The sequence below is a fragment of the uncultured Campylobacter sp. genome (assembly GCF_937980635.1).
Taxonomy (GTDB): domain Bacteria; phylum Campylobacterota; class Campylobacteria; order Campylobacterales; family Campylobacteraceae; genus Campylobacter_B.
The window spans coordinates 73,802-100,081 of record NZ_CALJPG010000023.1 but is presented as its reverse complement, the minus strand read 5'-3'; the positions used below and the strand labels follow the sequence as shown (position 1 = coordinate 100,081).

The 26,280-nt window shown below is 52.3% G+C and carries 20 protein-coding genes and 1 pseudogene; 7 read left to right on the top strand and 14 right to left on the bottom strand.

Annotation, left to right across the window (positions count from 1 at the left end; translation table 11 throughout):
- Positions 1 to 120: 120 nt before the first annotated feature.
- The 7 genes and pseudogenes from Q0460_RS06940 to Q0460_RS06910 all read right to left on the bottom strand — a co-directional run.
- Positions 121 to 430: pseudogene (locus Q0460_RS06940) on the bottom strand (formate--tetrahydrofolate ligase); the annotation flags it as partial.
- Positions 431 to 583: 153 nt separating this feature from the next.
- Positions 584 to 1,144 carry a histidine phosphatase family protein gene (locus Q0460_RS06935; RefSeq protein ID WP_299086091.1) on the bottom strand — a complete coding sequence of 187 codons (561 nt, stop codon included), beginning with the start codon at positions 1,142 to 1,144 and terminating at the stop codon, positions 584 to 586.
- A 168-nt stretch (positions 1,145 to 1,312) separates the two neighbouring features.
- Positions 1,313 to 1,945 carry a tetratricopeptide repeat protein gene (locus Q0460_RS06930; protein WP_299086090.1) on the bottom strand — a complete coding sequence of 211 codons (633 nt, stop codon included), beginning with the start codon at positions 1,943 to 1,945 and terminating at the stop codon, positions 1,313 to 1,315.
- 56 nt (positions 1,946 to 2,001) lie between these two features.
- The gene (locus Q0460_RS06925) at positions 2,002 to 4,635 is read right to left on the bottom strand and encodes a hypothetical protein (RefSeq protein ID WP_299086089.1); all 2,634 of its coding nucleotides are present in this window, start codon (positions 4,633 to 4,635) and stop codon (positions 2,002 to 2,004) included.
- 1,401 nt (positions 4,636 to 6,036) lie between these two features.
- Complete coding sequence (locus tag Q0460_RS06920) at positions 6,037 to 7,683, bottom strand: formate--tetrahydrofolate ligase (RefSeq protein ID WP_299086088.1); 1,647 nt, start codon at positions 7,681 to 7,683, stop codon at positions 6,037 to 6,039.
- 23 nt (positions 7,684 to 7,706) lie between these two features.
- Complete coding sequence (locus Q0460_RS06915; protein ID WP_299086087.1) at positions 7,707 to 7,949, bottom strand: hypothetical protein; 243 nt, start codon at positions 7,947 to 7,949, stop codon at positions 7,707 to 7,709.
- 108 nt (positions 7,950 to 8,057) lie between these two features.
- The gene (locus Q0460_RS06910; RefSeq protein WP_299086086.1) at positions 8,058 to 8,816 is read right to left on the bottom strand and encodes an exodeoxyribonuclease III; all 759 of its coding nucleotides are present in this window, start codon (positions 8,814 to 8,816) and stop codon (positions 8,058 to 8,060) included.
- A gap of 67 nt (positions 8,817 to 8,883) precedes the next feature.
- On the opposite strand from Q0460_RS06910, the gene Q0460_RS06905 reads away from it, so the two are divergent.
- Both Q0460_RS06905 and Q0460_RS06900 read left to right on the top strand, forming a co-directional pair.
- Positions 8,884 to 9,246 (top strand): diacylglycerol kinase, encoded by a 363-nt coding sequence (locus Q0460_RS06905; protein ID WP_299086085.1) that lies wholly within the window; start codon positions 8,884 to 8,886, stop codon positions 9,244 to 9,246.
- 199 nt (positions 9,247 to 9,445) lie between these two features.
- On the top strand, positions 9,446 to 11,899 hold the full coding sequence (locus tag Q0460_RS06900; RefSeq protein WP_299086084.1) for a molybdopterin-dependent oxidoreductase: 2,454 nt from the start codon (positions 9,446 to 9,448) through the stop codon (positions 11,897 to 11,899).
- 36 nt (positions 11,900 to 11,935) lie between these two features.
- Here Q0460_RS06900 and Q0460_RS06895 read toward each other — a convergent pair whose 3' ends face one another.
- The 7 genes from Q0460_RS06895 to Q0460_RS06865 form a co-directional block, all read right to left on the bottom strand.
- Positions 11,936 to 12,949 carry a hypothetical protein gene (locus Q0460_RS06895; protein ID WP_299086083.1) on the bottom strand — a complete coding sequence of 338 codons (1,014 nt, stop codon included), beginning with the start codon at positions 12,947 to 12,949 and terminating at the stop codon, positions 11,936 to 11,938.
- Between the two features lie 113 nt (positions 12,950 to 13,062).
- On the bottom strand, positions 13,063 to 13,395 hold the full coding sequence (locus Q0460_RS06890) for a hypothetical protein (RefSeq protein WP_299086082.1): 333 nt from the start codon (positions 13,393 to 13,395) through the stop codon (positions 13,063 to 13,065).
- Between the two features lie 228 nt (positions 13,396 to 13,623).
- The gene (locus Q0460_RS06885; RefSeq protein ID WP_299086081.1) at positions 13,624 to 14,904 is read right to left on the bottom strand and encodes a dihydroorotase family protein; all 1,281 of its coding nucleotides are present in this window, start codon (positions 14,902 to 14,904) and stop codon (positions 13,624 to 13,626) included.
- Positions 14,901 to 15,830: an aspartate carbamoyltransferase catalytic subunit gene (locus Q0460_RS06880; RefSeq protein ID WP_297901164.1), complete on the bottom strand. Its 930-nt coding sequence runs from the start codon at positions 15,828 to 15,830 to the stop codon at positions 14,901 to 14,903. Before Q0460_RS06880 ends, Q0460_RS06885 begins: the two co-directional genes overlap by 4 nt.
- A gap of 279 nt (positions 15,831 to 16,109) precedes the next feature.
- Positions 16,110 to 16,640, bottom strand: a complete 531-nt coding sequence (locus Q0460_RS06875) for an NAD(P)H-dependent oxidoreductase (protein ID WP_299086080.1) — start codon at positions 16,638 to 16,640, stop codon at positions 16,110 to 16,112.
- A 560-nt stretch (positions 16,641 to 17,200) separates the two neighbouring features.
- Positions 17,201 to 18,070 (bottom strand): hypothetical protein, encoded by an 870-nt coding sequence (locus Q0460_RS06870; protein WP_299086079.1) that lies wholly within the window; start codon positions 18,068 to 18,070, stop codon positions 17,201 to 17,203.
- A gap of 11 nt (positions 18,071 to 18,081) precedes the next feature.
- Positions 18,082 to 19,212: a CinA family protein gene (locus Q0460_RS06865; RefSeq protein ID WP_299086078.1), complete on the bottom strand. Its 1,131-nt coding sequence runs from the start codon at positions 19,210 to 19,212 to the stop codon at positions 18,082 to 18,084.
- 118 nt (positions 19,213 to 19,330) lie between these two features.
- On the opposite strand from Q0460_RS06865, the gene ileS reads away from it, so the two are divergent.
- From ileS to xseB, 5 genes are all read left to right on the top strand, one after another.
- Positions 19,331 to 22,090 (top strand): isoleucine--tRNA ligase, encoded by a 2,760-nt coding sequence (gene ileS, locus Q0460_RS06860; RefSeq protein WP_299086077.1) that lies wholly within the window; start codon positions 19,331 to 19,333, stop codon positions 22,088 to 22,090.
- Between the two features lie 96 nt (positions 22,091 to 22,186).
- The gene (gene gatA / locus Q0460_RS06855; protein WP_299086076.1) at positions 22,187 to 23,545 is read left to right on the top strand and encodes an Asp-tRNA(Asn)/Glu-tRNA(Gln) amidotransferase subunit GatA; all 1,359 of its coding nucleotides are present in this window, start codon (positions 22,187 to 22,189) and stop codon (positions 23,543 to 23,545) included.
- A 2-nt stretch (positions 23,546 to 23,547) separates the two neighbouring features.
- Complete coding sequence (gene guaB, locus Q0460_RS06850; protein ID WP_299086075.1) at positions 23,548 to 24,999, top strand: IMP dehydrogenase; 1,452 nt, start codon at positions 23,548 to 23,550, stop codon at positions 24,997 to 24,999.
- Positions 24,996 to 26,102: a homoserine O-acetyltransferase gene (locus Q0460_RS06845; protein WP_299086074.1), complete on the top strand. Its 1,107-nt coding sequence runs from the start codon at positions 24,996 to 24,998 to the stop codon at positions 26,100 to 26,102. The genes guaB and Q0460_RS06845 overlap by 4 nt, the downstream gene beginning before the upstream one ends.
- On the top strand, positions 26,092 to 26,277 hold the full coding sequence (xseB, locus tag Q0460_RS06840) for an exodeoxyribonuclease VII small subunit (RefSeq protein WP_005872361.1): 186 nt from the start codon (positions 26,092 to 26,094) through the stop codon (positions 26,275 to 26,277). The genes Q0460_RS06845 and xseB overlap by 11 nt, the downstream gene beginning before the upstream one ends.
- The last annotated feature ends 3 nt before the right edge of the window (positions 26,278 to 26,280 follow it).

Genomic DNA, 26,280 nt, shown 5'->3' with positions numbered 1-26,280 from the left:
TCCGCTCTCATCTGAGTACCTACGAACGCTAAGCTTAAAACGCGACTAGGCCGGTGAGCTAAGCTTAAACCCCAAGACTGGCGCGCAAAAAAATGGGCGCGCAAAAAATAAAATTTCAAATCAAGCTAGTCCGCTTATAACGCCCTCGCTCGTGATCTTCATATTTAGCGCGTTAGGAACCTTCGGCAGCCCCGGCATCAGCATTATCTTGCCGCAGACGGCGACGATGAAGCCCGCTCCCGTGCGAATCTGAAGGTCCTTAACGCTGAGCTTAAAGCCGCGCGCGCCTGAGCGCCTTAGCATCGTCGCTGAAGCTATACTGCGTCTTTGCGATGCAGACGTTTAGCCGCTCAAGCCCCAAAGCCTTGATGTGCTGTAGTGCCTTTTGCGCCTCGGGCTCGAAAACCACCTCGCTCGCGCCGTATGGTTTAAATTTTACTTAGCGGCGGCGGGCTATCCGTATTTAAAAAGCGGCGCTCATTGCATGATAAAATTTCGCCGCCTCGCGACAGCTGTCAAACGGCACATTAAATTTAAAATTTACAAAACGCAAAATTTCAAAATTTCGCGCAGAGCTGTATCTTTACGCAGCGTGCTGCCAAATTTCTACGCAGAAGCAGCCCTCGCAAAAGCGGTATATCAGGCGGTAGCCCGCCTGCCGCGCGCTATGGCGTATTACGCGCAGCACGAAGCCGTGCGCGATCACCGCCGTGTCCGCTTCTAGCAGCGACGGCACCAGATCAAGCGCGCGCCGCCGTTCCGCTCCTACGCTTGCGCCACTAGGGTTCATGCCGCACAGCCACAGCAGGCGCGAGAGCACGAGCCAGTAATCAAACGGCATTTTTATTAGCGGCACGGGGAATATTCGCAAATTAAACTCGCGCAAAGCCTCTAGGTACTCTATGTCCCGCTGCGGGAATAGCTTTTGCGCCGTAAGTGCGGCGCGTGGCAGCGGCGACGAGCATATTCGGCTTATGCGGGTGAGCTTTTCGCATGCGGCGCTGCTTTTAAATTTATCGGTTTCATACAAGGCCAAATTTTGTGTAGCGTCATACAAGATCGCGCGCCGTGCCGCTTCTGCGGCGTCGCACACGCCGCGATCGATCAGCGGCGTAACGTGGCGGATCAGCGCTATCGTAGTCATGATTTTGTCTCCTAAAATACGAGCCCGCTAAGAACTTGCGCCGTTATGTTTCCGCTTCCACAGGATACTTGATGTTTAGATTTGCACTATTTATGCGAAATCCGCTAGAGTTCTTACTCCGTAGCCACGGCGAGCGCAAGGGTCTGCTTCAAAGCATGGATTTGCGGACTATTTAAGCCTTTCGTAGCTTTCGCATGAGCTTTGCCATGCCCTTTCATGCTCCGCTACCGAGCTCATAAATCTATCCTTGCCGCCTAGCTCGCAGGCCTTTTTGTAGTACTGCACGGCTTTAACATTATCTATGCCCTCGTAAAGACGCGCTAAATTTAAACACGCAAGCCAGCTGTCCGCGATATCCATATCGCAACCGCGCACATAGTAACCTACGCCCTTTATAGCGTCTTTGCGCACGCCTCTGCCTCTGATATACGCAGAGCCTGCGTTACTGCAGCCTATCGCGTGCCCGTCATCGCAGGCTTTGTCAAATAGCTCCGCCGCCTTCGCCTCATCGCGCGGCATCCCCTCTCCGCTTTGATACAAAATGCCTAAATTTACGCACGACTCCGCATCGCCGCCTTTGCAAGCTTTGACGTATAACGGCGCAGCCTTTAGCAGATCTTGCGGCACGCCCCAGCCATAATTATAAATCTGCGCCAAGGCCCCGCACGCCTTCATATCGCCCTTATCGCAGGATTTTGTAGCCCAGCTTATATCGTCTGCGGTGATTTCAAAATTTTCGGCTAGCGCAAAATTTGCGGAAAGCGCCGCAGCGAATGCTAGAATTAAAATTTTATTTTTCATTTTCGTCCTTTTTGGTTTTTAAGATCGCGCGCTAAGCCTAAGGCGCGGATTTATCGTTAAGGCACAGTTTGATCGCTAGAGTTCGGGTTCGTTCTCGCCTGCTCTTTGTTTTTTAACGCCTCGTAAATTTCATCGACGCCGCTTAGGTTTTGATCCAAAACCTCTCTCGCTTTTTTTAGAGTGCGTGTACCAAAAATCCCATCCTGCTTCACTCCGATGCTTTTTTGGATATATAAAATTTTATCCTTTTGCATCGCAGCGAAATCCTTAGTCGCCCCGGAAGCGGAATTTAAAGCAGGGCTTTCAGAGCCGCTAGAGCTTGCGCTCGTAGAATTTTCGTCTGCAGAATTTACGCCATCACTCGCGGAAGCGGAATTTTCGTCCTCAAAAAATGCAGGCATCCACCCTCGCAGCAGCCCTGCTGCGCCGGTTTTCGGTACGTAGCTCATATTTGCCGCACCTCCGTAGATTGCGCTAGTCAAAACGGCGCAAAGCAGAGCTTTGCAAAAGCGAGCAAACGCCGCGCCGCCTCTGCCGCAGCGATACTCTCGCGGAATTTTACGAGCTTTTACGGCGCACCGCACTGCGCTTGCCAGCCACAGCGCCACACCGCCCAGCAGCCCCACAGCGGCTATTGCCACGCCGCATGCAAGTGCCCAAAAATAATGCTCCGCAAAGATCATCTCGAAGCAGCCCTCGCACGCCAGTATAGCCGCCGCGATGAGCGCGCCTCCGCCTATGCACCACACCGCGCGGTCATAGCGTGGGCTTAGCACGCCAAGCGCCCCAGCCATCGCGCTGCCCAAATCACGAGCGCATTGCTGCGAAGTAAAGCCCTCGCAAACGCGCATAATCGCCGCGGCGAAACTCTGCGCGCAATCCTCGCGCAAAGAATGCGGGAAAAAGAATTTCTTCAATCGTGCAAAGGGCGAAATTTTAGAATTTGACGCAGCAGGATCTCGCGTATTCGCGCGATTTTTAAATTTTGCAGCGGCGAGGTTTTTGGAATTTGCGGAATTGATTGAGGCGGAGTCTATGGAATTTGTGGAATTTTCAGCACCCAAGGCACTTAAGTCTCGGTAATCCTGCTCGCCGCGTAATTCGTAAAGATCCTCCGCAGTGCGATCAGAAGTGCCGCCTAAGCCCTCTTGCGAGCCGGCAAAATTAGGTCCATTCTGCGCGAGAGCTTCGTCGCTTTGCTGCCTAGTCTCAAAATCGCCGGCAGAATTCTCTCCCGAAAGATCTGCCCCTGCAAATTTTATGCCACCGCTCACTCCTCCTGCAAACCTGCCTTGCTCTCTGCGCGATTCCAAGTGATTATCTTCTGCGCTCATAGGATTTGCCGAAGCGCTCGCAAATTTTGTGCCTGCAAATTTTACGCTCGCGCCGCCCTCGAGATTTTCTTTGCGAGAAGCGTCTTTTGCAAGGCTCAAAGCGTCGCGATCAGCCGCGCTGCGGGCAGAATTTACAGAGTTAAAATGTCCGTCCGAGCCGCGCAACTGATCAAGATTTAGCGTCTCGCCGCGCAGCTTAGCACTAGCTAGGCGCATCGCCGCATCTAGCACAGGCTTCGCGCGAAATAGCGCAAAAAGGCTTTGCGCATCGTCCCGCCCTAGCCTAGCGGGCGCGCTGCGTACCGCCGCAAGCTCCGGCGCAAAAACTTCGTCCAAAAAGTTAGGTCTTACGAATGTCGCGCCACCAAAGCACGCCGCATCGTAAGCCTTGCCGCAGACGGCAAAACTCAAGCGCAAAAAATCATCCTCCGCGCTAAATACCGCTTCGCAGCCGCCCTGCACCGCTCGCAGCGAGCTTAGACGAAACAAAAGTCTGCGAGCTGCAAAGCCTACGCCCTTGCTGCATAAAAACTCCAGCAGCTCGCGCCCGAAAACCTGCGAGCTAGCGCCTATGCTGACGCTCGGGCGGGCATAGACGGATACTTTGCCGGTGCGAGTGAAATACCCGCGCCCATCGCAATGCTCGCAGCGAAAATCGCCTGCACCACCGCACTTTTCGCAGCGTAATCTGCCTGCGCCGCCGCAAGCGGGACAAATGCGCGAGCCGCTACCGCCGCAGTTAGCGCAGGGAATGAAGCGATAGCCCATAGAATTTGACGCAGAGCCTGCAGAATCGCCTCCAGAAAGGCTGCGCACATGAGCGTCCGTAGAGCTTAACGCCGCGCGGCTATAGCCGCCGGTGCCTTTGCAATCGGGGCAGATCAAGCGCCCGCGCCCGCCGCAGTTAGCGCACGGCGTCGTACCTGCGCCTTCGCAAGCTTTGCAGCGCCTCCTGCCCGATCCGCCGCAATGTTCGCAACGCAGATGAACGCTAAAGGGCTTAAAATCGTGGAATTTTATGATTTGATCCGCATTCATAGCGGCTTTTTGGGGGTCTGTGCGCAGACGCAGCATAAAGGCCTCGCTTAGCTCCGCATCAGTGCTTGCCGCGCGTAGGCACTCGCGCGCGTAGGCTTCGAACTGCGCGACATCAGTGAAATGCAGCTGCGCTCGCTCACCGCCACTTATCTGTGAGACGCTAAGCTTGCCGGCAAAGTCGTAACGCACGCCAAGCCTCGCGCTAAATCCGTAAAACTCGCGATCAAGCTCACGCAGATCGGCGCCGCCGCTACGCGCTAGTGCTTTGAGCCTAGCGACAAACGTCTCTGCAAGCTCCTCTTTATCCAGCTTGTCCATGATCGCTCCTTTCTTGCGGACGCACCGCAAAGCCGCGCCGCATAAATTTTAAAATTCCTTTATTGAAATCCTGCAAATTTTGCATTTCATACAATTATACCGCGAAAGGGAATTTTAAAATTCCAAAATCTCACGCAGAATAGAATTTAGCGCTATTGCACGCCGTAAAATCTCGCACTGCGGCGCGGCGACGTACATAACTGCCGCAACAAATACGGCGCGAACGGATCGCAAAACGGAGTCGCCCGGCATACGGCGCCCGAGCGGTAGCAGCGGGCATGCAAGACTTTTAATTTCGCAACAGCGCATAATTTGGCTCGCGACGATGCACTACACAGCGTAACGCGAAGCAAATTTCACGCCTGCATAAAATTAAATTTCACGGCGAGCTCGTACGTACGACATGCAATTTAAAATTTTACGACATCTATGGCGCGGCGTGCAGCGATCTAAAATTCTGCGATAAGCAGCGCGCAAATTTCAATCCCGCGACAATCAGGCGACGGGTGCGTGTAGTGCAATTTAATTTACGAGCGCATAGCCGACATATTATCGCACAAATTTAGTTTGCAGCTAGCAGCACGGCGCAAAATTTCATTGCCGCGACGCAGCGGCTCGTAAAATTTAGCTCTACTGCCGCGCAGCTATAGCCCGCCTGCGCCTTTGCAAGCAGAGCAGATCAGACATCCGCGCCCACTGCAGGCACCGCATGGCAGTGCGTAAAATTTAATCCGGGCGCCGCAAACCTCCGCCAACATGACTGATCGCGTGAGCGTAAAATTTAGCTCGCCTGCCGCATAATTTAACTCGCAGCGGCGTATGTCGCGGCGCAAGCGCGAATTTTAGATCGTGCGGCGATCGGCTGCGCGACCGACGGATTAATTTCACGGTGCGCTCGACATGAAATTTAGAATCTCGTAACGACACATGACACTGTGCGCAGCCGCGTGAAATTTTAAATTTTACGGCGAGCTCGCACATTATGAAATTTTAAATCTCGCCGCGAGTGAGCTCGCAAGCTCGCGGACGGCTCGATTTAAGATCTTGCGCCCGGTTTTTGCGCGGAATTTTGCGAGCGGAATTTCAAATGCCAAACCCGTGCAAATTTTACGCAGAATTTAATGAAATTTCGCGGGACGAACCCGGCGGGCCGAAATCCGACCAATCCGACCAATCCGACCAATCCGACCAATCCGACCAATCCGACCAATCAAAACTCGACTGGCTAAAACCCGGCGCGATAAAGCTCGAGCGTAGCAAAACCATGACGCGATAAAACCGGGGCGCGATAAACTCGTCGCAACCTACAAGCAAAATTTATCGCCGCCGAAGCCCGCAGCTAAATTTTACCGCCCAAGCGCGGAATTTTAGGCTTTGGCTTCGGGCGCCGAAAATAAAATTTCACGCCAGCCCGCTTATAACGCCATTGCTAGTGATCTTCATATTTAGCGCGTTAGGAACCTTCGGTAGCCCCGGCATAAGCATTATCTTGCCGCAGACGGCGACGATGAAGCCTGCTCCCGTGCGGATCTGAAGATCTTTGACGCTGAGCTTAAAGCCGCGCGCACGCCCAAGCGCCTTGGCATCGTCGCTGAAGCTATACTGCGTCTTGGCGATGCAGACGTTTAGCCGCTCAAGCCCCAAGGCCTTGATATGCTGTAGCGCCTTTTGCGCTTCCGGTTCGAAAACGACCTCGCTCGCGCCGTAAATTTTAGTAGCGATCTTTTCGATCTTGCTCGCCGTATCGTCGCTAAGCTCGTAGGCGAATTTAAGCTCCTTGGCGCGCTCGCACTCATCTACTACGAGACGGGCTAGCTCAAGCGCGCCCTCGCCTCCTTTGGCGAAATTTTCGCAAATCGCCATCTGCACGCCGCGCTGCTTGCAGTAATCGCGCACGAAAGCGATCTCGCCGTCGCTATCGAAGCTAAAGCGGTTAAGCGCCACGACAGGATTTAGCCCGAAGTTTTGTAAAATTTCAATATGCCCGCCTAAATTTACGATGCCTCTTTGAAGCGCGGCAAGATCCGGGCTCGCGATATTTTCTTTATCCGCGCCGCCGTTGTATTTAAGAGAGCGGATCGTGCTAACCAGCACCGCGGCATCCGGAGCGATACCCGCGCGGCGGCACTTGATGTCGATAAATTTTTCAGCCCCCAGCTCGCTTCCAAAGCCCGCCTCCGTCACAGCGTAATCTGCAAGACTTATAGCTAACTTGCTCGCCATTATGGAGTTGCAGCCGTGCGCGATATTTGCAAAGGGTCCTCCGTGCACGAGTGCAGGCGTGTGCTCTAGGCTTTGGATGAGATTAGGCTTTATCGCGTCTTTTAGCAGGATCGCCACGGCATCCGCGCAGCCCAGATCGCGCACATATATCGGCTCTCCCTGCGTATCGTAGGCGACCATGATGTTTGCGATGTTTTCTTTAAGCTCGGCAAGATCGTTTGAGAGGCACAGCACCGCCATTATCTCGCTAGCTGCGGTGATATTAAAGCCGTCCTCGCGCTGCACTCCGTCGGTGCGCCCGCCCTGTCCTACGGTGATGTGGCGCAGCGCGCGATCGTTCATATCCATGCAGCGCTTCCATAAAATTTTCTCGATCTTTAGCGGGTTTTCTTGATACAGCGAGTTGTCGATGACCGCCGAAATGAGATTGTTTGCGGAGGTAATCGCGTGAAAATCGCCGTTAAAATGCAAATTTAGATCATCCATCGGCACCAGTTGCGAGTACCCGCCGCCCGCGGCGCCGCCTTTGATACCAAAAACTGGTCCCAGCGACGGCTCACGCAGCGCAAGGCAGACGCTTTTGCCTAGACGCTTTAGCGCGTCGGCTAGACCGATAGAGGTCGTAGTCTTGCCCTCGCCAAACGGCGTCGGATTGGTCGCCGTGACCAAAATAAGCTTCGAAGCGCGCGAGCGCAGCTTGATATTTAGCTTGGCTTTGTAGTGGCCGTACAGCTCGATCTCATCCTCACTAAGCCCCAAATTTTTCGCAACGTTTGAAATTTTATCCGGCTTCGCCGCATTTGCTATTTCGATATCGCTCAACATCTTCTCTCCTTAAATTTAAAATTTTATCGCGCAGCGTTTATGCGCGATCTGTTTTGATCCGCGCGAGCCGTCAGGGCGGCATCTAGGTCTGCGAGCACCCGCTCGGACGCAATCTTGCAAGCGGTTACGAAAGCCCATACTCGCGCCGCCGTGGAAGCATCCTGCCCGCAAGCGTTAAATTTGTGCGCTACTTTGCCGCAAAAGCGGCTCGCAAGCGCCAAATCCGCGAGCCAAAAGCAACTGAGCCACTGCGGAAATATTATCATCGCTACCGCAAAATGTCCTTGCTCGCTCGCAGCCGCGAAAACGCCTCACGCCTGCGAGCCACTCGCAAACCGCGCAAATCAAAGCTCGCGGCGCGAAATTTAACCCAGCTAAATTTCGATCTCGATGCCCACGGGGCAGTGGTCGCTGCCCATCACATCGCTTAGGATGAAAGCGTCCTTTAGCCGCGAGCGCAAATTAGCCGAGATGAAAAAATAATCGATCCGCCAGCCTACGTTTTTTGCGCGCGCGTTAAAGCGGTAGCTCCACCACGAGTAGGCGTCCCGCAGCTCGCCGTGCACGGCACGGAAAGTGTCCACGAAGCCCGCTGTCTCCACCTCATCGAGCCACGCCCGCTCGATCGGCAAAAAGCCCGAGATTTTGGAGTTTGCTTTGGGGTTTGCAAGATCGATCTCGCGGTGCGCGGTATTTACGTCGCCACAAAATATCACTCCGAGCCCCTGCTCCGCGAGGCTGCACGCGTAGGCTAAGAATTTCGCGTAAAATTCCATCTTGTAAGCTAGCCGCGCCTCGTCTTTTTGGCCGTTAGGAAAGTATATATTAAAAAGCACGACATCGCCGAAGCGGTGCTGCAACACGCGCCCCTCATCGTCTGGGAAAAACAGCGCCTTGCTTGTCTCGCTTTTAAATTTCGCTAGGCTCGCCACGCCCGAATAGCCCGCGCGAGCGGCAGAATTTAGATCGATCTGAGAAAATCCGAGCTCATAAAGCCCTTTCGGAGCGTCCTTTTCGCTCACCTTGATCTCTTGCAAGCCCAAAAAATCGGGGTTTTGCTCCGCAAGCCACGCAAAGCCGTCTTTGCCGAGCACTGCGCGCAGTCCGTTTACATTCCAACTAATCAGTTTCAAATTTAGCCTTTGGCGCAAAAATTTTGGTATGATTATACGAAATTTTGACTAAATTTAAAGGAAAATTATGCGCAATCAGCCCAAATACCGATTTTTTGCCAACTGGGGCTACGCGATGGCGGGTCTTGCCGAGATGCTTCGCAGCGAGCGTAGCTTTAGACTCGAGCTTTGCGTGTTCATGCCGCTTCTGCTGTCGCTATTTTTTTGGAATTTCGGTGCGACTCTAAATCTATTTTTGATCTTCGGCGCGGTCTTTACGCTCACAACCGAGTGCATAAACTCAGCTATTGAGCGCGCGGTCGATCTTGCCACGAGCGAAATCCACCCGCTAGCCAAGGGCGCCAAAGACACCGCAAGCACGGCGGTGATGATGAGCCTATTTCTCAACGCCGCGCTGTGGGGATACGCGCTGATAGATAAGCTCCTTTAGCAGCAACTGCGTATAAAAATTTAATTTCGCCGCAGTGCCATAGATAAATGGCAAATTAAGCCTAAATTTCGTAAAATCATCGCTAAGACGCGAGGTCGCGTAATACGATAAAAGGCAAACGATGCAAAGTTCAACCTCATAAATCCCGCTAAATTTAAACCAAACCAACAAACAAATTTAAATTTAACGGAGAAAAACCATGAAAAGACGAGATTTTCTAAAACTAGGCGCGCTGGCTGCGGCATCGGCGCAAGCAAAACAGTTTGACGCGGCGGCGCAGGCGATATTTGACGAGCAGATGGGGCTTTGCGCGAATAAATTCGGCGCGTTTTACGTCCAAACCATCGGCGGCAGGGTCGTTGGCACCGAGCCCTTTGAGGGCGACGCGATGCCAACGGTGCTAAATAACGCTCTAAGCGATCACATCCAAAACGAAACGCGCGTGAAATACCCCTACGTGCGCAAAAGCTTCCTAGCCGATCCCTCAAATCCAAAACCGGAGCTTCGCGGCAAAGAGCCCTTCGTGCGCGTTAGCTGGGACGAGGCGATAAAGCTAAGCGCTAAAATTTTAAAAGAAAACTTCGACAAATACGGCTCGGAGGCCATTTACGGGCAGCTTTATCAGTGGGGCAGCCTAGGCAAGGTCGGCCACTCGCAGCGCACCGCAAAGCGTATGCTAAACGCGCTAGGAGGCTACGTGAGCGAGCTTGGCGGCTACTCATACGGCGCGGCGACGGCGTTTTTGCCTCACGTGACCGGTTCTATCGATCCGACGCATAATCCTACGCGCTGGGAGGGCGTGGTAAAGGAGGCTAAAACGATCGTGTTTTGGGGCACGAACCCAGTCGTCTCAAACAAGATCGCTATCGGCGTGCCGATGCATAACTCCTACGCCTACTACGAGATTATGAAAGAGAAATTTAAAAAAGGCGAGATGAAAATTTACAGCGTCGACGTCTACCGCAACGAAACGGCGGAGTATTTCGGCGCGCACTATCTCGCCGTGCGCCCTTGCACCGATACGGCGATGCTGATTGGGCTTTGCGAATATCTTTACGAAAACGGGCTTTACGACAAAGAGTTTATTGAGCGCTACACGGTCGGGTTTGATAAATTTAAAGAGTATTTCACCGGCGCGAAAGACGGCGTGAAAAAGGATCTTGCGTGGGCGAGTAAAATTTGCGGCGTGAGCGAAAAGGAGCTAAAAAGCCTAGCCGATACGCTAGCTAAAAAAGATACGCTTATAGTCACGGGCTATGCGATACAGCGACAGCACCACGGCGAGATGGCGTACTGGGCGCTCATCACGCTGGCTGCGATGCTAGGCGACATCGGCAAGACCGGGCGCGGATACGTGATGAACGATCAGATGCATAAAAACGCCGATATTAGCTTCATCGCGCCAAAGCTTCAGGCCTTTAATCCAGCGATAAACGAAAAATACATCGCCCCGCAAGGCAAGCTAGCCAAAGCCAAATACCACGAGATACCAAACAGCAGGCTCATAGACGCGATCATGGAGCCGGGCAAGCAAATCGAGCGCAACGGCAAAAAATACGTCATGCCGCATATCCGAGTAATGTTTAACGCCAACGGCTCGACCTTCACCCGTCACCCCGACACTAACCGCGCGGTCGAAGCGATGAAAAAGATCGAAGCGATCATCACCACCGAGCCCTTTTGGACGAGTACGGCGAGGCTCAGCGACATCGTGCTGCCGTCGGCTCTGGAGTGCGAGCGCACGGATATAGAGTTTGCAAACTCCACTAGCGAGTACCTTTTTGCGATTAAGCCGCTAGTAAAGCCCGCGGGCGAGAGCAAGAGCGACTTTGAGATCGCGAGGCTCATCTGCGCGCAGTGGGGCGAGGAGTACGAGCAGGCCTTTAGCGAGGGCAAAACGGAGCTTGAGTGGGTGAAAGAAATTTATGCCGATGCAGTTCAAAAGGCTGAAGGCATGGGCATAGCGATGCCTAAATTTGAGGAGTTTTGGCAAAAGGGCTACGTCAAATTTGATCAAGTAGACGAGAAAAAGAGATACTTCACAAACTACTCGGACTTCCGCGCCGATCCCGAGAAAAACGCTCTAAAAACCCCGTCGGGCAAGATCGAGCTCTACTCCGAGGCGGTCGAAAAGCTAGGATATCCCGACTGTCCGCCGCACGCGACGTGGATGGAGCCCTTTGAGTGGCTGGGCGGCGACGTGAGCAAGTATCCGGTCGCTATCAGCGGTGCGCACTCTAAATTTAGGCTCCACTCGCAGCTAAACAGCTCGCTCATCCGCAACTACGCCGAGATCGCGAACCGCGAACCCGCGCTCATTAGCCCCGCCACGGCAAAGGCGCGCGGCATCAAAACGGGCGACGTAGTAAGGATATACAACGACCGAGGCGAGATCCTCTGCGGCGCGTTGGTAAGCGATACCGCGCAAGATAACGTCGTGATCGTGAGCGAGGGCGCGTGGTACGATCCCGCCGTCTGGGGCGAGCGCAGCTTATGCAAGCACGGCAACATAAACGTGCTAACCAAGGACGTGCCAAGCTCGCAGCTCTCGCAAAGCAACACCGCGCACACGAGCATGGCGCAGATCGAGAAATTTAAAGGCGAACTGCCGAGCGTAACGGCGTTTGATAGGCCTGTGACGATAGAGGCCTAGCGCGCTTTCTAGCTCTTGTGCCAAAGCCCTAAAGCCCTACCAGCCGTTTATCGCAAATAAAATCGCTAAGTTTTTCTGCGCCAAGAGCTCGTCCGAGAGGCGGTCATATTCGTCCCCGAGCCCCATTTCTTGCGCCATAGACGGCGGCTCATCGTCCCAAGAGCCCATCGCACCGAATACATCGGCGATCCCCGCCGCGGCAAACGCCCTCAAGCTCGGCTGCGGCAGCGCTGCAAACGAAACGGCGTAATACTCGCCCACAGCGACTTCGCCCCGCAGCGTCTTAAGCGCATTATCAAACGTCTGCGCAAAGTTTTCGCAGCCTATCTTGCTCGCGAAATCCCTGATTTGCACTAAAACATTCCCGAATTCCGCGCTGTTATCGCGCGCGTTTAGCGCATCCCGCGGCATCCCGCGCCAAAGGCGCTCGACGTATTTCACATACCAAGCCTTTTTGTCGCGATCGTATTTCCAATCAGGCGTAAAAACGCCGTCAAAGTCCTCAAAGCGGCAGACGATGCCGTTTACGTTCATCCCCGAAAAGCCCAAAAGCGCTCTATCTTTTACGAAAGTTGGAATACTAAGTCCCGCGTCCTTCAGACCGAGCTTTAGGCACTGCTCTATCCAACGCCGCCGTGCGGAGATCGGCTCGTCCTCGCGCCCTTTTTGCGCGACTTGTTCGGTAAAAAATTTGCGCGCCTTTTGCAAAAGTGACAAGCCCGTGCTTTCGTCGGCGCCTTTTTTACTAGCCGCTTCTTTTCTGTTCGCGCGCTTTTGTTTCACTGCCTCGTCGCTTTCTCTGGCTTCGTCCGTCGCGCCGCCATGCGCTACGCCGTACGTATCTTTTTGCTCCGCAGCTTTACTTGCGTCGTTTACGCTGTCCTGCACTGCGCGGCTCGCGCCCTCTGCGGTGCGGAAATGTTCCTCCGCAAACTCAAAATTTAAATATTTTATATATTTTTGATCTTGCGGCAGTGGCTTAGGATTGCTGCGCAGAGCTGATTTTAGCGCGACGCACAGCGCGCACGAGAGATATATTTCACCGTTCATAGATATCCTTTAAATTTCGACCGCTCCCGTTCATGCGGCGAATTATTTATGCTCCGCGCCAAAAGCTAGCGGCGGCAAAATTTTAAAATTTTGCGCCCTAACGACAAATTTAATCACGATAAAATTTGCGCAAAGATAAAATTCTCAACCGCTGCGAACATAAATTTAAAAGCAGCTGCCGCATCAAAAAAAGGTGCCGCTATAAATTTAAGAGCAGCTCGCGCACGGGCACGGATAAAAATTCCGAAGGCAAAATCTACGAGCGGCACAGGCAAGGCGATGTGCGTTAAATTTACGCGCACTTTAAAAATGACAAACCGCTTTAAAGAAATTTCAATCGCGCTCGCGCTATGAAATTTTAAAAGCAAGTTACCACACCGAGCTACCGATAAATTTAAGCAAGGCGATCGCGCTACTGGATCAAAGATCGCGCCGATACCGAGCAAAACGCGCTATGAAATTTTAAAGACAAATCGCCGCGCCTGCGCTGCCGCTAAATTTAAAATGAACCGATCGCACCGCAAAATTTTAAAAGCAAGCCGTTGCGTCCAAACTAGCTAAATTTAAAATTAAGCAATAGCGCCATTTGCGCTACGAATACCGCTCGTCGGCAAGCTACCACTCGCAAGCTCCGCCCGCAAGTCGCCGCTCGCAAGCTCTACGCCGCAAGCGCCCTACGCTACGACGTTTGGAAACTCATAGACCACGCGGCCGCTTTTGATCGTGCAAACCGCAGCGCCCGTAAGCTGCTTGCCGAAAAGCGGCGAGTTGCGCGATTTGGACTTATTTAGCGCCTCATCGTAAACGTAGGAAATCTGCGGATCGATGATCGCGATGTCGGCTAAAAAGCCCTCTTTGATCTCGCCCTTGTCTTTTAAATTTAGAATTTTAGCCGGGTTAAACGAGCACAGCCGCACCATGTCTTCAAGACTGATGACGCCCTCGTTTACGAGCCGAAGCGTAAGCGGCACGAGGGTTTGAAGCCCCAAAATTCCAAACGGCGCGTGATCAAATTCTACGAATTTATCGTCGGTATTGTGCGGAGCGTGATCGGTCACGATGGCGTCAATCAGACCGCTTTTAAGCGCCTCTCTGATCGCCTGCACGTCGTTTTGGGTGCGAAGCGGCGGCGACATTTTAAAATTCGTATCGTATCCCATCAGCTCGCGCTCGTCGAAAGTGAAGTGATGCGGCGTAGCTTCGCAGGTGACGCGGATACCCTCGCGCTTAGCCTGCTTTATGAGCTTTAGCGACCACGCCGAGCTTACGTGCGCGATGTGGATGTGGCCGCCCGTCTTTTTGGCAAGCAGCAGATCGCGCGCGATCATAATCTCCTCTTTTTCGCTTGCCATCCCCTTTAGACCGAGGATCGCGCTTATCTTGCCCTCGTTCATCACGCCGCCGTGGCAAAGCGAGCAATCCTCGCTGTGATTTATCACGAATGAGCCGAAGTGCGCGGAGTATTCAAGCGCCTGTCGCATCACGGAGCTGTCGGTCACGGGCAGCCCGTCGTCGCTGAAGGCCACGCAGCCCGCCTCAAGCATATCGCCCATCTCGACGATCTTTGCGCCCTTGCAGTCCTGCGAGATCGCGCCTATAGGTAGCAGATCGATAAGCCCGCGCCCCTTAGCCTTGGCGATCATCGCCCGAGTGATGCTGGAGTTGTCGTTTACGGGTTTGGTATTTGCCATCGGGAGGCAGGTCGTCACGCCGCCTGCGACCGCAGTTTCGCTGCCGCTGATGACGTCGTCTTTGTATTCGAGCCCGGGATCTCTAAAATGCACGTGCATATCGATGAGCCCAGGCATCACGAGCTTGCCCGCAGCGTCTATGACGCGGTCTGCGGCGGGACACTCGCGCGTGATCTTTGAAATTTTATCGCCCTCGATCAGGACATTCGCCTCCTCGCTGCCGCCCCAATTAACGATAGTGCCGTTTTTTATCAAAATTTTCATCGTGCGCTCCTGTTTAAATTTATCGTATGAAGTATCGCCATTCGCATCGCCTCGCCATTTTCTACCTGATCTAAAACGCAGCTATAGCGCGGATCGTCGGCTACGTCGGAGTTGATCTCCACGCCGCGATTGATCGGGCCGGGATGCATTATCATGACGCCCTCTTTCGCTGCTTGCATCCTCTTAGCGGTAAGTCCGAAAAATTTCGAGTACTCGCGCACGCTCGGAAAGCTCGGCTCGCCGTCTTGCCGCTCAAGCTGAATTCTAAGCATGATGATGACGTCGGCGCCCTCGATCGCCTCCTCCACGCTTTTGCATATCGGGCAGCCGAACGCGTCGCAGTCGCGCAGCATCATCGGAGGACCGAAGAGCCGCACGTTTATGCCGAGCTTTCGCATCGCCCAGATGTCGCTTCTAGCCACGCGCGAGCGAAATATATCGCCGATGATCGCGACGTTTAAATTCTCGATCCTGCCCTTGTGCTCGCTGATAGTAAAAAGATCCAGCAGCGCCTGGCTCGGGTGCTCGTTCAGCCCGTCGCCCGCATTTACGATCGATGCATCGCAGTTGGCCGCGACAAATTTCGCCGCGCCCGAGCAGCTGTGGCGCAGCACGAAGATATCCGTGCGCATCGCCTGCATATTTCTGATGGTGTCAATCAGCGTCTCACCCTTTTTCGTGCTGCTGTCTGCGGCGGTGAAATTTACGCTGTCCGCGCCCAGGCGCTTGGCTGCGATCTCAAAGCTAGTGCGGGTACGGGTGGAGTTTTCGAAAAACGCGTTGATGACCGTCTTGCCGCGAAGCGAGTCGGATTTTTTGACGTCAGAGCGGTTGAGCGCTTTAAACTCGCGCGCCAGATCTATAAAGTCGTAGATGTCCTCGCGGCTCAGATCCTGCGCGCTAAGAAGATGCTTTAGCTTATACATTCCCTCTCCTTTTTTGGGCCGAATTTCAGCCGTAATTGTATAAAAAAATCTCTGATAAAATTTTAAAATTTAAGAGCAGGGCTCAAATTTAGACGCATAATTTTGCTTGAAATTTCATTTGAGTTCGCATACGAAGCGCGAGTGGGATTTTAGAGTAAAATTTAAAAATTTTGGGATTAAATTTGAGCTTCTTGAGCGAAAATTTTAAAAAATCCGCCGCGCTACTTACGTAAAATTTTAAAGCTTTACGCGCAACGGGCGGCTAGAAAAGCAAAGAATTTAAAGCTTATTTAAATACTCTATATAATTTTTCGCGCTATTTTCTACAGCTTGCTCGCTTTTATCGTAAGTAAAGCCGTATGAGACGAAATTAGGCATAGTCGTTGCGCCGACGAAATTAAACGTAGCTTTAAATGGCGCTAGCACCTCATCCACGCTAAAGCCCACGATGCCGTTTTTAGAGTAGTTTGCCTCGGTCGCGCCAAGCGAGATCGCAAGCGCGAATTTTTTGCCTTTAAGCTTGCCGCCGCTCTCTGTGCCATAAGCCCAGCCGCGCGTAAAAACATCCTCAAACCACTGCTTAAGAAGCGGCGTGCAGTTTGAAAAACGAAACGGAAACTGAAGCACGATTTTATCGTGGCTTTCGAGCAGTTTTTGCTCCTTTTCCACATCGATTTTAAAATCCGCATAAAGCGCGTAGAGATCATGAAGCTCGAACTTATCGGGATGCGCTAGCACAGCATCCCTCCAGTGGCGGTTTACAAGCGAGTTTGCGATATTTGGATGAGCCAAAATAATGAGAGTTTTCATTTCTATCCTTTAAATTTGAAATTGCGGGGCGCATTATAGCCCTACTTCGTAAAATTTTTCTCGTTTTATCGCAAGCAGCCTTAAATTCTAAAGCTTTACCGGCCGCTGTCCGCTTCTCTTTGACAGCGGCTTCAAAGGGCGTGAGCTTTGAATTCCAAACTTCATCCACTACTCGCGCTTTATTTAGAAATGCTCGCCCTCGGGGCACTCGTCGCGTTTTACAGAGGTTTACCACTTCTTTGCAAATATTTATATTCCATTGCGGAGGCTCGCGCGAGTAAAATTTTAACGAAACCGCCGCGCAGGGGAAATTTTAATAAAATTTAGCATCGTTTCTCTGCAAGCATTTGCCACAACAAATAAAATTTAGATGAAATCTAGCCGTGCTTTAAACTATACAACCTTGCCATCGGTTCCGTCGTCGGGCTGTGGGTGCTCATCGCGCTCTTATGAGTGTCTGCCCCCCCTTTCGTGCAGGCTCATTACGCTCCTGCGAAGACTTGCCGCTTTCCTGTGGGTGGTAGTTGCAACAAAAAATTTTGAGTAGAATTTAGCGTAATTTAAATTCTAAAGCTTTGCCTACCAGCCGCCTCTTCAGGATCTGAATTATCATCGCGCTCCTGCGAGCGCCCGCCGCGCAGCTCCTGTCTGGGCTGCGCGCCAAAGCCCTCCAAGACCTTACCTAGGCTCTCGTTTGCATCCTTGATGATTCCCTGTAGGCTCTGCCCCATTTTATCAAGGTTTTTGCCGGCCTCGCGTGCCGCCGCCTCGCCCTGCTTTAGCAGATCCTTGGTCCTATTCGCGTTGCGAGCGGCAAAATCGCTCAGCGCTTCGGGCGCCTTTTTCTGCAATTTTTGCAAAGCCTCGCCCAAAACTTTAGCATCGTTTGCAAGCTCATCTATCGTGGAATTTAGATCGGATTTTTGCTTGCTCTCAAAGCCCTGCGGCACGGAATTTTGCGTGGAGCCTTGCATAGAATTTTGTGTGGAGCTTTGAACGGAATTTCGCCCCGAGCTATCCGTGCTTTTATTAAAATTTTGCCCTTGATTACCCGCGCTAAAATTCTGTTCCGAGCGCGCGCTTTGCTCGCGATTTTGCGCGTCCGATCCGCCGTCGCAGCCGCCCAAAACGCACGTCGCGACTAGCGCCAAAGTAAAATTTCGCGCCGCGTTTAAAAAGCTAAAATCATTTATAAAACTAAAATTTCTAGCGCGACCCGCCGAGATAAAATTTAATCCGTCCTGCGCCGAGATAAAATTTTGCCCGCTGCCGATCTTGATAAAATTCTGCCCAACGTACGCCGAAGTAAAATTTTGCCCGCTGCCCGCCGAAACGAAATTACGCAGCCGTCCAAAGCCCGGCTCGCCGCTCGCTCGGATAAATTTCTGCGCTAAATCGCGTCCACATCCTTTCAAAATTAGTCTTTTCAAAATCCGCTCCTTTAAATTTCATCCCTAGCAATCGCGCTTGGAAGCCGCCCGAAAAACAGATCGCTTCTAAGCTTTAAAAGCAAGCAGATAGCGATATCGGCGCTTTGTTCGCGGATATAGTTTCGATCGCCTTTTAGATGAAATTCCCCGACGATCTGTTTGCCGCCCTGCTCCTTTGCGCCGATAAAGACCGTTCCTACGGGCTTTTGCGCGCTTCCGCCGCCGGGACCCGCGATACCGCTTACCGCAAGAGCAAAGCTCGCCCCGCTGCTTTGCAGCGCGCCCTCCAGCATCTCGCCCACGGTCTGCGCGCTTACCGCGCCGTAGCGAGCGAGCGTATCTTTGCCTACGTTGAGCCAGAGATTTTTTATCTCGTTGGCGTAGCTTACGAGCGAGCCGTCAAAAACGTCGCTCACGCCCGCAACTGCGCCGAATTTTGCGGCGATGAGCCCTGCGGTGCAGCTTTCGGCGAAGGTGATCTTAGCGCCTATCTCGCGCAGTCTATCCACCACAAAGCCCATAAAATCGCCGCCTTCGATATAGCAGCTCTCATAATACTTCCCGACGCTTTGTAAAAACGCGTCTAGCGCTCCGAATTTCATCGCACTGGCGCGCACGAGCAGCAAAAAGGAGCAGGGCCTACTGATCGTAAGCGAAATTTTATAACTGATCGCGAGGCTTTCTAGGCGCTGCTTTACGCTTTCGTATTCGCAATCGAAAAGATAAAAGCTCTCGCCCGCGCTCGGCGCGTCTTGAAGGATCGGCGGCAAGCTCTGCAAGCAAAGCGCCTTGATCACGTTTACCGAGCAACCTCTGACGTTTAACAGAAAGCTGTTTTTCGCGACCGTTCGCGCCATCGAGGGCGCTAGGGTCTCTCCGTTTTTCAGCTCAAGCGAATCGAAAGAGAGCGTCGATAAAATTTTACCGACGACCGCATAGGCGGAGTTTGCCGCAAAGATCGTGATGAAATCGTACGAATCGATCATTTTTTCAAGCGCGAAGGGCAAAACCTTATCGTTTTCGCTTAAGAATTTCAGATCGTCCATCCGCCCAAAAACCCGCTCGTAGCTGCGAGAAATATAGCTCATCAAAGCCGTGTCGTAGCGGATCTCCTCGCCGATTACAAGGATGATATTTTTCATAAAGACCCTCATTAAATTTTCGCACATTATAGCATAAACGCAGGCTGCTCTTTCAGAGCTTTTTAATGGCGTTTTGGATAAACTTCACAAATTTTTTAAGACACGAAAAGGTACAAATATGAACTACAAAGATACTCTCTTTCTTCCTACGACAGACTTTGCGATGCGAGGCGCGCTGCCGCAAAACGAACCTGCGAGGTTTAAGGCATGGTACGACGAGCGTAAAATTTACGAAAAGATGAAGGCTAGGCGCAAGGGCGCAAGCGTCAGCTTTAATATCCACGACGGCCCGCCGTACGCTAACGGACACCTCCACATCGGCCACGCGCTGAATAAAATTTTAAAAGACATCATCACCAAAACCCATTATTTCTTCGGCGAGGATATCCGCTACGTGCCCGGCTGGGACTGCCACGGTCTGCCGATCGAGCAGCAAGTAGAGATCAAACTAGGCGAGCGGAAAAAATCGCTTTCAAAAGTGCAGATCCGCGAGCTTTGCCGTCAGCACGCCAAAGAATTTATTGACGTGCAGCGCAATGAATTTAAAGATATGGGGATTTTGGGCGACTGGGACGATCCGTATCTGACGCTAAAATTTGAGTTTGAGGCTGAAATTTACAAGGCGCTCTGCCAGATCGCAAAAAAAGGAATTCTAATCGAGCGCTCTAAGCCCGTGTTTTGGAGCTGGGCGGCAAAAAGCGCGCTTGCAGAAGCCGAGGTCGAGTATAAAGACAAAGAGGACTACTCTATCTTCGTGGCGTTCGATCTAAGCAGTGAAGCGAACGCTAAAATCGGCGCGAAAGGCGCTAAAGCAGTCATCTGGACGACCACGCCTTGGACGCTGCCCGCAAACGGCGCGATATCTTTGAACCCGAATGAAATTTATGCGCTGACGAGCGAAAATTTGATCCTTGCAAAACCTTTGGTCGAAAGCCTCGTAAGCCTGGGCATCACAGAAGGCAAGATCGTAAAAGAATTTAAGGCTACCGAGCTTGAAGGCCTAAACGCTATCAATCCGCTAAACGATAGGGCTTCGAAATTTATCCTCGGCGAGCACGTTTTAATGGACGGCGGCACGGGGCTCGTGCATACGGCTCCGGGACACGGCGAGGACGATTATTTCGTAGGTCTTAAATACGGCATCGAGGTGATTATGCCGGTGGATGAGGGCGGCTGTTTCGACGAGACACTTAAAACCAAAAAACTCTTCCGCGCAGACGTCGTAGATGAGCTCGTGGGGATGCATATTTTCAAAGCAAACGAGAAAATTTTAGAGCTTCTAGGCCCCGCGCTTATCAAATCCGGCAAATTCGTCCACTCCTATCCACACTGCTGGCGCACGCACAAGCCGGTGATTTACCGCGCGACGAAGCAGTGGTTTATCGCGATGGACGAGCCTAAACTCAGCGGTAAGACGCTGCGCCAAGTGGCATTAGAAGAGATCGGCAAGGTTAAATTTTATCCGCAAAGCGGCATCAACCGCCTTACCTCGATGATAGAAAACCGCCCTGATTGGTGTATCTCGCGCCAAAGGGATTGGGGCGTGCCGATCGCGTTTTTCCGCAATAAAAGCACCAAAGAGCCGATTTTTGATGAGAAAATTTTAAATAATATCTACGAAATTTTTAAGGCTAAGGGCGCGGATGCTTGGTGGCAGATGGAAATTTCGGAGCTTTTACCGCAGGACAGCGGCTATAAGCCTGAAAATTTAGAAAAGGTGATGGATATCTTAGACGTTTGGTTCGATAGCGGCTCTACGTGGAAAGCAGTGCTACAAAGCGGCGCCTACGATGCAGGCAAATTCCCTGCGGATATGTATCTTGAGGGTAGCGACCAACACCGCGGCTGGTTTCAAAGCTCACTGCTTCTAAGCTGCGCGATCAACGAATGCGCGCCGTACAAAAGCATCCTCACGCACGGATTTACCGTCGATGAGAAGGGCCAGAAGATGAGTAAATCAGTCGGAAACGTCGTCTATCCGCAAGAGGTCGCAAAGAGCCACGGCGTGGAAATTTTACGCCTTTGGGTCGCGATGAGCGATTATTCGACCGATCTAAAGATCAGCGACAATATCCTTAAGCAAGTAAGCGAGCAGTACCGCAAGATCCGAAATACTATAAGATTTCTGCTCGCAAGCACCAGTGATTTAAATGAGATCGAGACGAGCAATTTTACGCGGCTTGACCGCTGGATCCTAACGCGCGCGGCAAACGCCTTTGCGGGCGCGGAAGCGGCGTTTAGAAACTACGATTTTTCAAAGGGCTTCAACGCCTTGCTAAATTTCTTAAGCGCCGATCTGAGCGGAATTTATCTTGACATCTGCAAAGACAGGCTCTACTGCGACGCACCCGACGAGCCGCGCCGCAGAAGCGCGCAAAGCGCGATAGCTCTGATCACGCGAGCGCTGCTGCCTCTGATCGCGCCTACGCTAACCTACACGATCGACGAAGTAATGCAGTTCGCGCCACGTATCATCAAAGAGGGCAAGGAAGACGTCTTTGATCTGATCTACAAGCAGGTAGAATTTGACGATTTTCTAGAATTCGACGAAATTTTAATCAAATCGAGGGAGAAATTTTTCGAGCTTATTGACGCGCTTAAAAAGGACAAGATCATCAAATCGACGCTTGAGCTGATTTTGCAGACGAGCTCGAACGAAATTTTATCAAACGACATTCTAGGCGTGGCGGATTGGTTCATGGTAAGCGACGTGGACACTCTGCAAAGCGGGCCTGCCCTGGCGGAGTTTAAGATAAATGACGAAATTTTCCGCCTCGTAAAATCCTCTAAGCACAAATGCCCGAGATGCTGGAAATTTAACGCAAAAGAGTCTGATGAGCTCTGCCCGCGCTGCGCGAAGGTCATGCATGCTCGCTAGCCCCATAAGTCTCGGCTTCGTATTTTTTACGATCGCGCTGATCTGCGTAGCAACGGGCGTGGGGATCTATTTCGTGAATAAATTTAAGGATGGCAGATGATAAGTTTGAAAGAGGCTCTAAAGCTGAGCGCGGATGAAATTTCGGCGCTTAGAGCGGAGCTAAAGGATAAAATTTTAAAAACCAAAGAGCTCGGCGCCTACGTCGAGCAGCTCACGGGCGAGGCTCTAAACATCAGCGGCGAGGGCGTGCCGATCGCGATCAAAGATAACATTCAGGTAAAAGATTGGAGCGTCACCTCGGCGAGTAAAATTTTGCAAGGCTACGTTGCGCCATACGACGCGACGGTGATCAAAAAGCTACGCGAGCGCGGTTTAGCGCCGTTTGGGCGGACGAATATGGACGAGTTTGCGATGGGAAGCACGACCGAGAGCTCATTCTACGGCAAAACTCTCAATCCGACCGATCACTCGCGCGTACCCGGCGGCAGCAGCGGCGGAAGCGCGGCTGCCGTAGCGGCAAATATCGCCGTAGCCGCACTCGGAAGCGATACGGGCGGCTCGATCCGCCAGCCGGCGGCATTTTGCGGCTGCGTAGGTTTTAAGCCGAGCTACGGCAGGGTCAGCCGCTACGGGCTCGCGGCGTATTCGAGCAGCCTCGATCAGATAGGACCGATCACGCGCAGCGTCGAGGATGCGGCGATTTTATACGACATCATCGCAGGGCGCGACGAGATGGACAGCACGAGCTACGCGGGCGCTTACGAAAGCACCGCGGATAAGCTAAACGCAGATCGCAAGCTTAAGATCGCCGTTATAAAAAATTATATCGACGAAGCCTCGCAGCAGGTCAAAGAAGCTCTAAATTCGGCTATAGAAAAGCTAAAATCATTCGGGCATGAGATCATTTACCGCGATCTTTGCAGCTCCAAATACGACATCGCGACCTACTACATCATCGCCACCGCCGAGGCTAGCGCAAATTTAAGTCGCTACGACGGCGTACGCTACGGAAACCGCGCAAAGGCTCTAAATTTAAAAGAGCTCTACGCCAACACTCGCGGCGAAGGCTTCGGCGACGAGGTCAAAAGAAGAATGCTTCTAGGCACCTTCGTGCTAAGCAGCGGCTACTACGACGCGTATTACATCAAAGCGCAGAAGGCAAGGGCTTTCATCAAAAGTGAATATGAGGAAATTTTAAAAGACGCCGATTTGATCTTTATGCCGATCGCGCCGGGCGTGGCGTATAAATTCGGCGAGCTTAGCGATCCGCTGCGTGCGTATCTTAGCGACATCTACACGATCGGCGTAAATTTAGCGGGGCTTCCCGCAATCTCCGTGCCGGTAGCGAAAAGCAAAGAGGCTCTTAATATCAGCGCGCAGCTCATCGGGCGCGCTTACGACGAACAAACGGTGCTGGACGGCGGCTTGAGTTTAGAAAAAATCGTGAAAGGATAAGTATGAAGATCGTCAAAAAGGCTCTGACCTTCGAGGATGTTTTGTTGGTACCGCAATACTCTGAAATTTTACCCAAAGAGGTCGATATCAGCACGAGTTTTACGAAAAATATCACGCTAAATACCCCTCTCGTGAGCGCTGCGATGGATACGGTCACCGAGTATCGCACCGCGATAATGATGGCGCGCCTCGGCGGCATCGGCGTGATCCATAAAAATATGGACGAGGACTCCCAAGCCAAGATGGTTCGCCGCGTAAAAAAGAGCGAAAGCGGCGTCATTATCGATCCTATCTCGATCAAGGCGGACGCCACGATCAAAGACGCTCTCGATCTGATGGGCGAGTACCACATCAGCGGCATTCCCGTTATCGACGACAACGGCGTGCTGATTGGAATTTTAACCAATCGCGACCTGCGCTTCGAAACCGACACCGCCGCGCTAGTAGGCGAGAAGATGACCAAAGCTCCGCTAATTACCGCTCCAAAGGGCTGCACGCTTGATGATGCGGAGAAAATTTTTAGAAACAATAAGGTAGAAAAGCTTCCGATAATCGACGCAAACGGTCACTTAGAGGGGCTTATTACGATTAAAGACCTTAAAAAGCGCATCGAATATCCTAACGCCAATAAAGACAAATTCGGCCGTCTTCGCGTCGCCGCGGCGATTGGCGTAGGCCATCTGCAAAGAGCCGAAGCTCTCGTCAAAGCGGGCGTAGACGCGCTTGTGATGGACTCCGCGCACGGACACTCCAAAGGCATTATCGATACGCTTAAGGAGCTAAAGCGAAATTTTGACGTCGACGTAGTAGTAGGAAACGTCGCAAACCCCGCTAGCATAAAGGATATCGCAAACGCGGGAGCGGACGCGATTAAAGTAGGCATCGGCCCGGGCTCGATCTGCACTACGCGCATCGTAGCGGGCGTGGGCGTGCCGCAGTTTACCGCAATCAACGATTGTGCGATCGAGGCGGCTAAATTTGGAATTCCGATCATCGCAGACGGCGGCATCAAATACTCGGGCGACATCGCCAAAGCTCTAGCTGCGGGCGCAAGCTCGGTGATGATGGGAAGCCTGCTTGCAGGCTGCTACGAGACCCCGGGCGAGCTCATTACGTTTCAGGGCCGCCAGTACAAAACCTACCGCGGTATGGGTTCCTTAGCGGCAATGCAGAAGGGAAGCTCGGATCGCTACTTTCAAGACGGCACCGCAAAAGAAAAGCTCGTGCCCGAGGGCGTCGAGGGACGCGTGCCTTACGCGGGCATGCTAAAAGACGTGATCTTTCAGCTACTAGGCGGCTTGCGAAGCTCGATGGGATACTGCGGCAGCAAGGATATCGCGACCTTTCAGCAAAAGGCGGAATTCGTCGAGATCACGAGCGCAGGTCTTAAAGAAAGCCACGTCCACGACGTCATCATCACGCAGGAAGCGCCGAATTACCGAGTTAATCAGTGATCCTTCAAAGCAAAATTCAAAATTTCGACGAGCCGCTCTATCTGGAGAGCGGCCGCGTCTTTTCTAACTTCAAGCTCGCCTATGAAACCTACGGCGAGCTAAACCAGGACAAATCAAACGTCATCGTCATCTGCCACGCCTTAACCGGCTCCGCGCACGCCGCGGGACTTTACGAAGGCGACGTTAAGCCCGGCTGGTGGGACGGGCTCATCGGCGATCATAAAGCGGTCGATACGACAAAATTTTTCGTCATCTGCATAAACATTTTAGCTTCGCCGTTCGGCTCGACATGCCCGCTTGATGTCGATGAAAGCAGCGGCCGCGAGTACCGCTTGCACTTTCCGGTAGTGGTCGTCTCGGACGTCGTGCGCGCGCAGATGATGCTTTTAAAGCGCCTCGGCATCGCCCGCGCCCGCGCCGTTATCGGCGGCAGCCTGGGCGGCATGCAGGCGCTGTGCTATGCGATCGAATACCCCGAATTTGCGGATGAAATTTTCGTACTCGCAAGCACATACGCTACGCAGCCTTGGGCGATCGCGTTTAATAAGATCGCGACCGAGGCCATCTTGCGCGATCCGAGCTTTAAAAACGGCAACTACGATAAAAATCTGATCGCCGAGCACGGACTTGACGGCATGGCGGTGGGGCGCATGGCGGGGCATATAAGTTTTTTAAGCCCAAGCTCGATGCAGGATAAATTCGGGCGCAACTACGTTGAAACCGACGGTCTTTATGAAATCAACGGGCGCTTTCAGGTGGATCGCTACCTTGAATACAACGGCGAAAATTTCGCGCGTAGGTTTGATCCGCTGTGCTATCTCTACATCGCCAAGATGATGAATATCTTTGATTGCACGCGCCACTACGGCAATCTCAAAAACGCCTGCGCGCAGATCAGATCGCGCCTGCACCTCATCTCTTTCAAAGGCGACGTGCTCTTTCCGCCGGGGCTGATGAAAGAAATTTACGATGCGATGAGCGATCTGGGCAAAAAGGATCGCGCGAGCTACGCGCAGATCGACAGCGACTACGGACACGACGCGTTTTTGGTCGAGATAGAAAAATTTGATTACATCATAAAAAGGATTTTGGATGAGTTTTGAGGAAAAAATGGAAAAAATTAACGCGCTTTTAAAAAGCCTAAACGACAAGGATCTAAGCCTAGAGGAGAGCGTGAAGCTGTATAAGCAGGGCGTGGCGCTGCTAAAAGAGGCGAAGGAAATTTTAGAAAACGCCAAACTCGAGGTTGCCGAAATAAACGCACCCGAGCAGGCTTAGGAG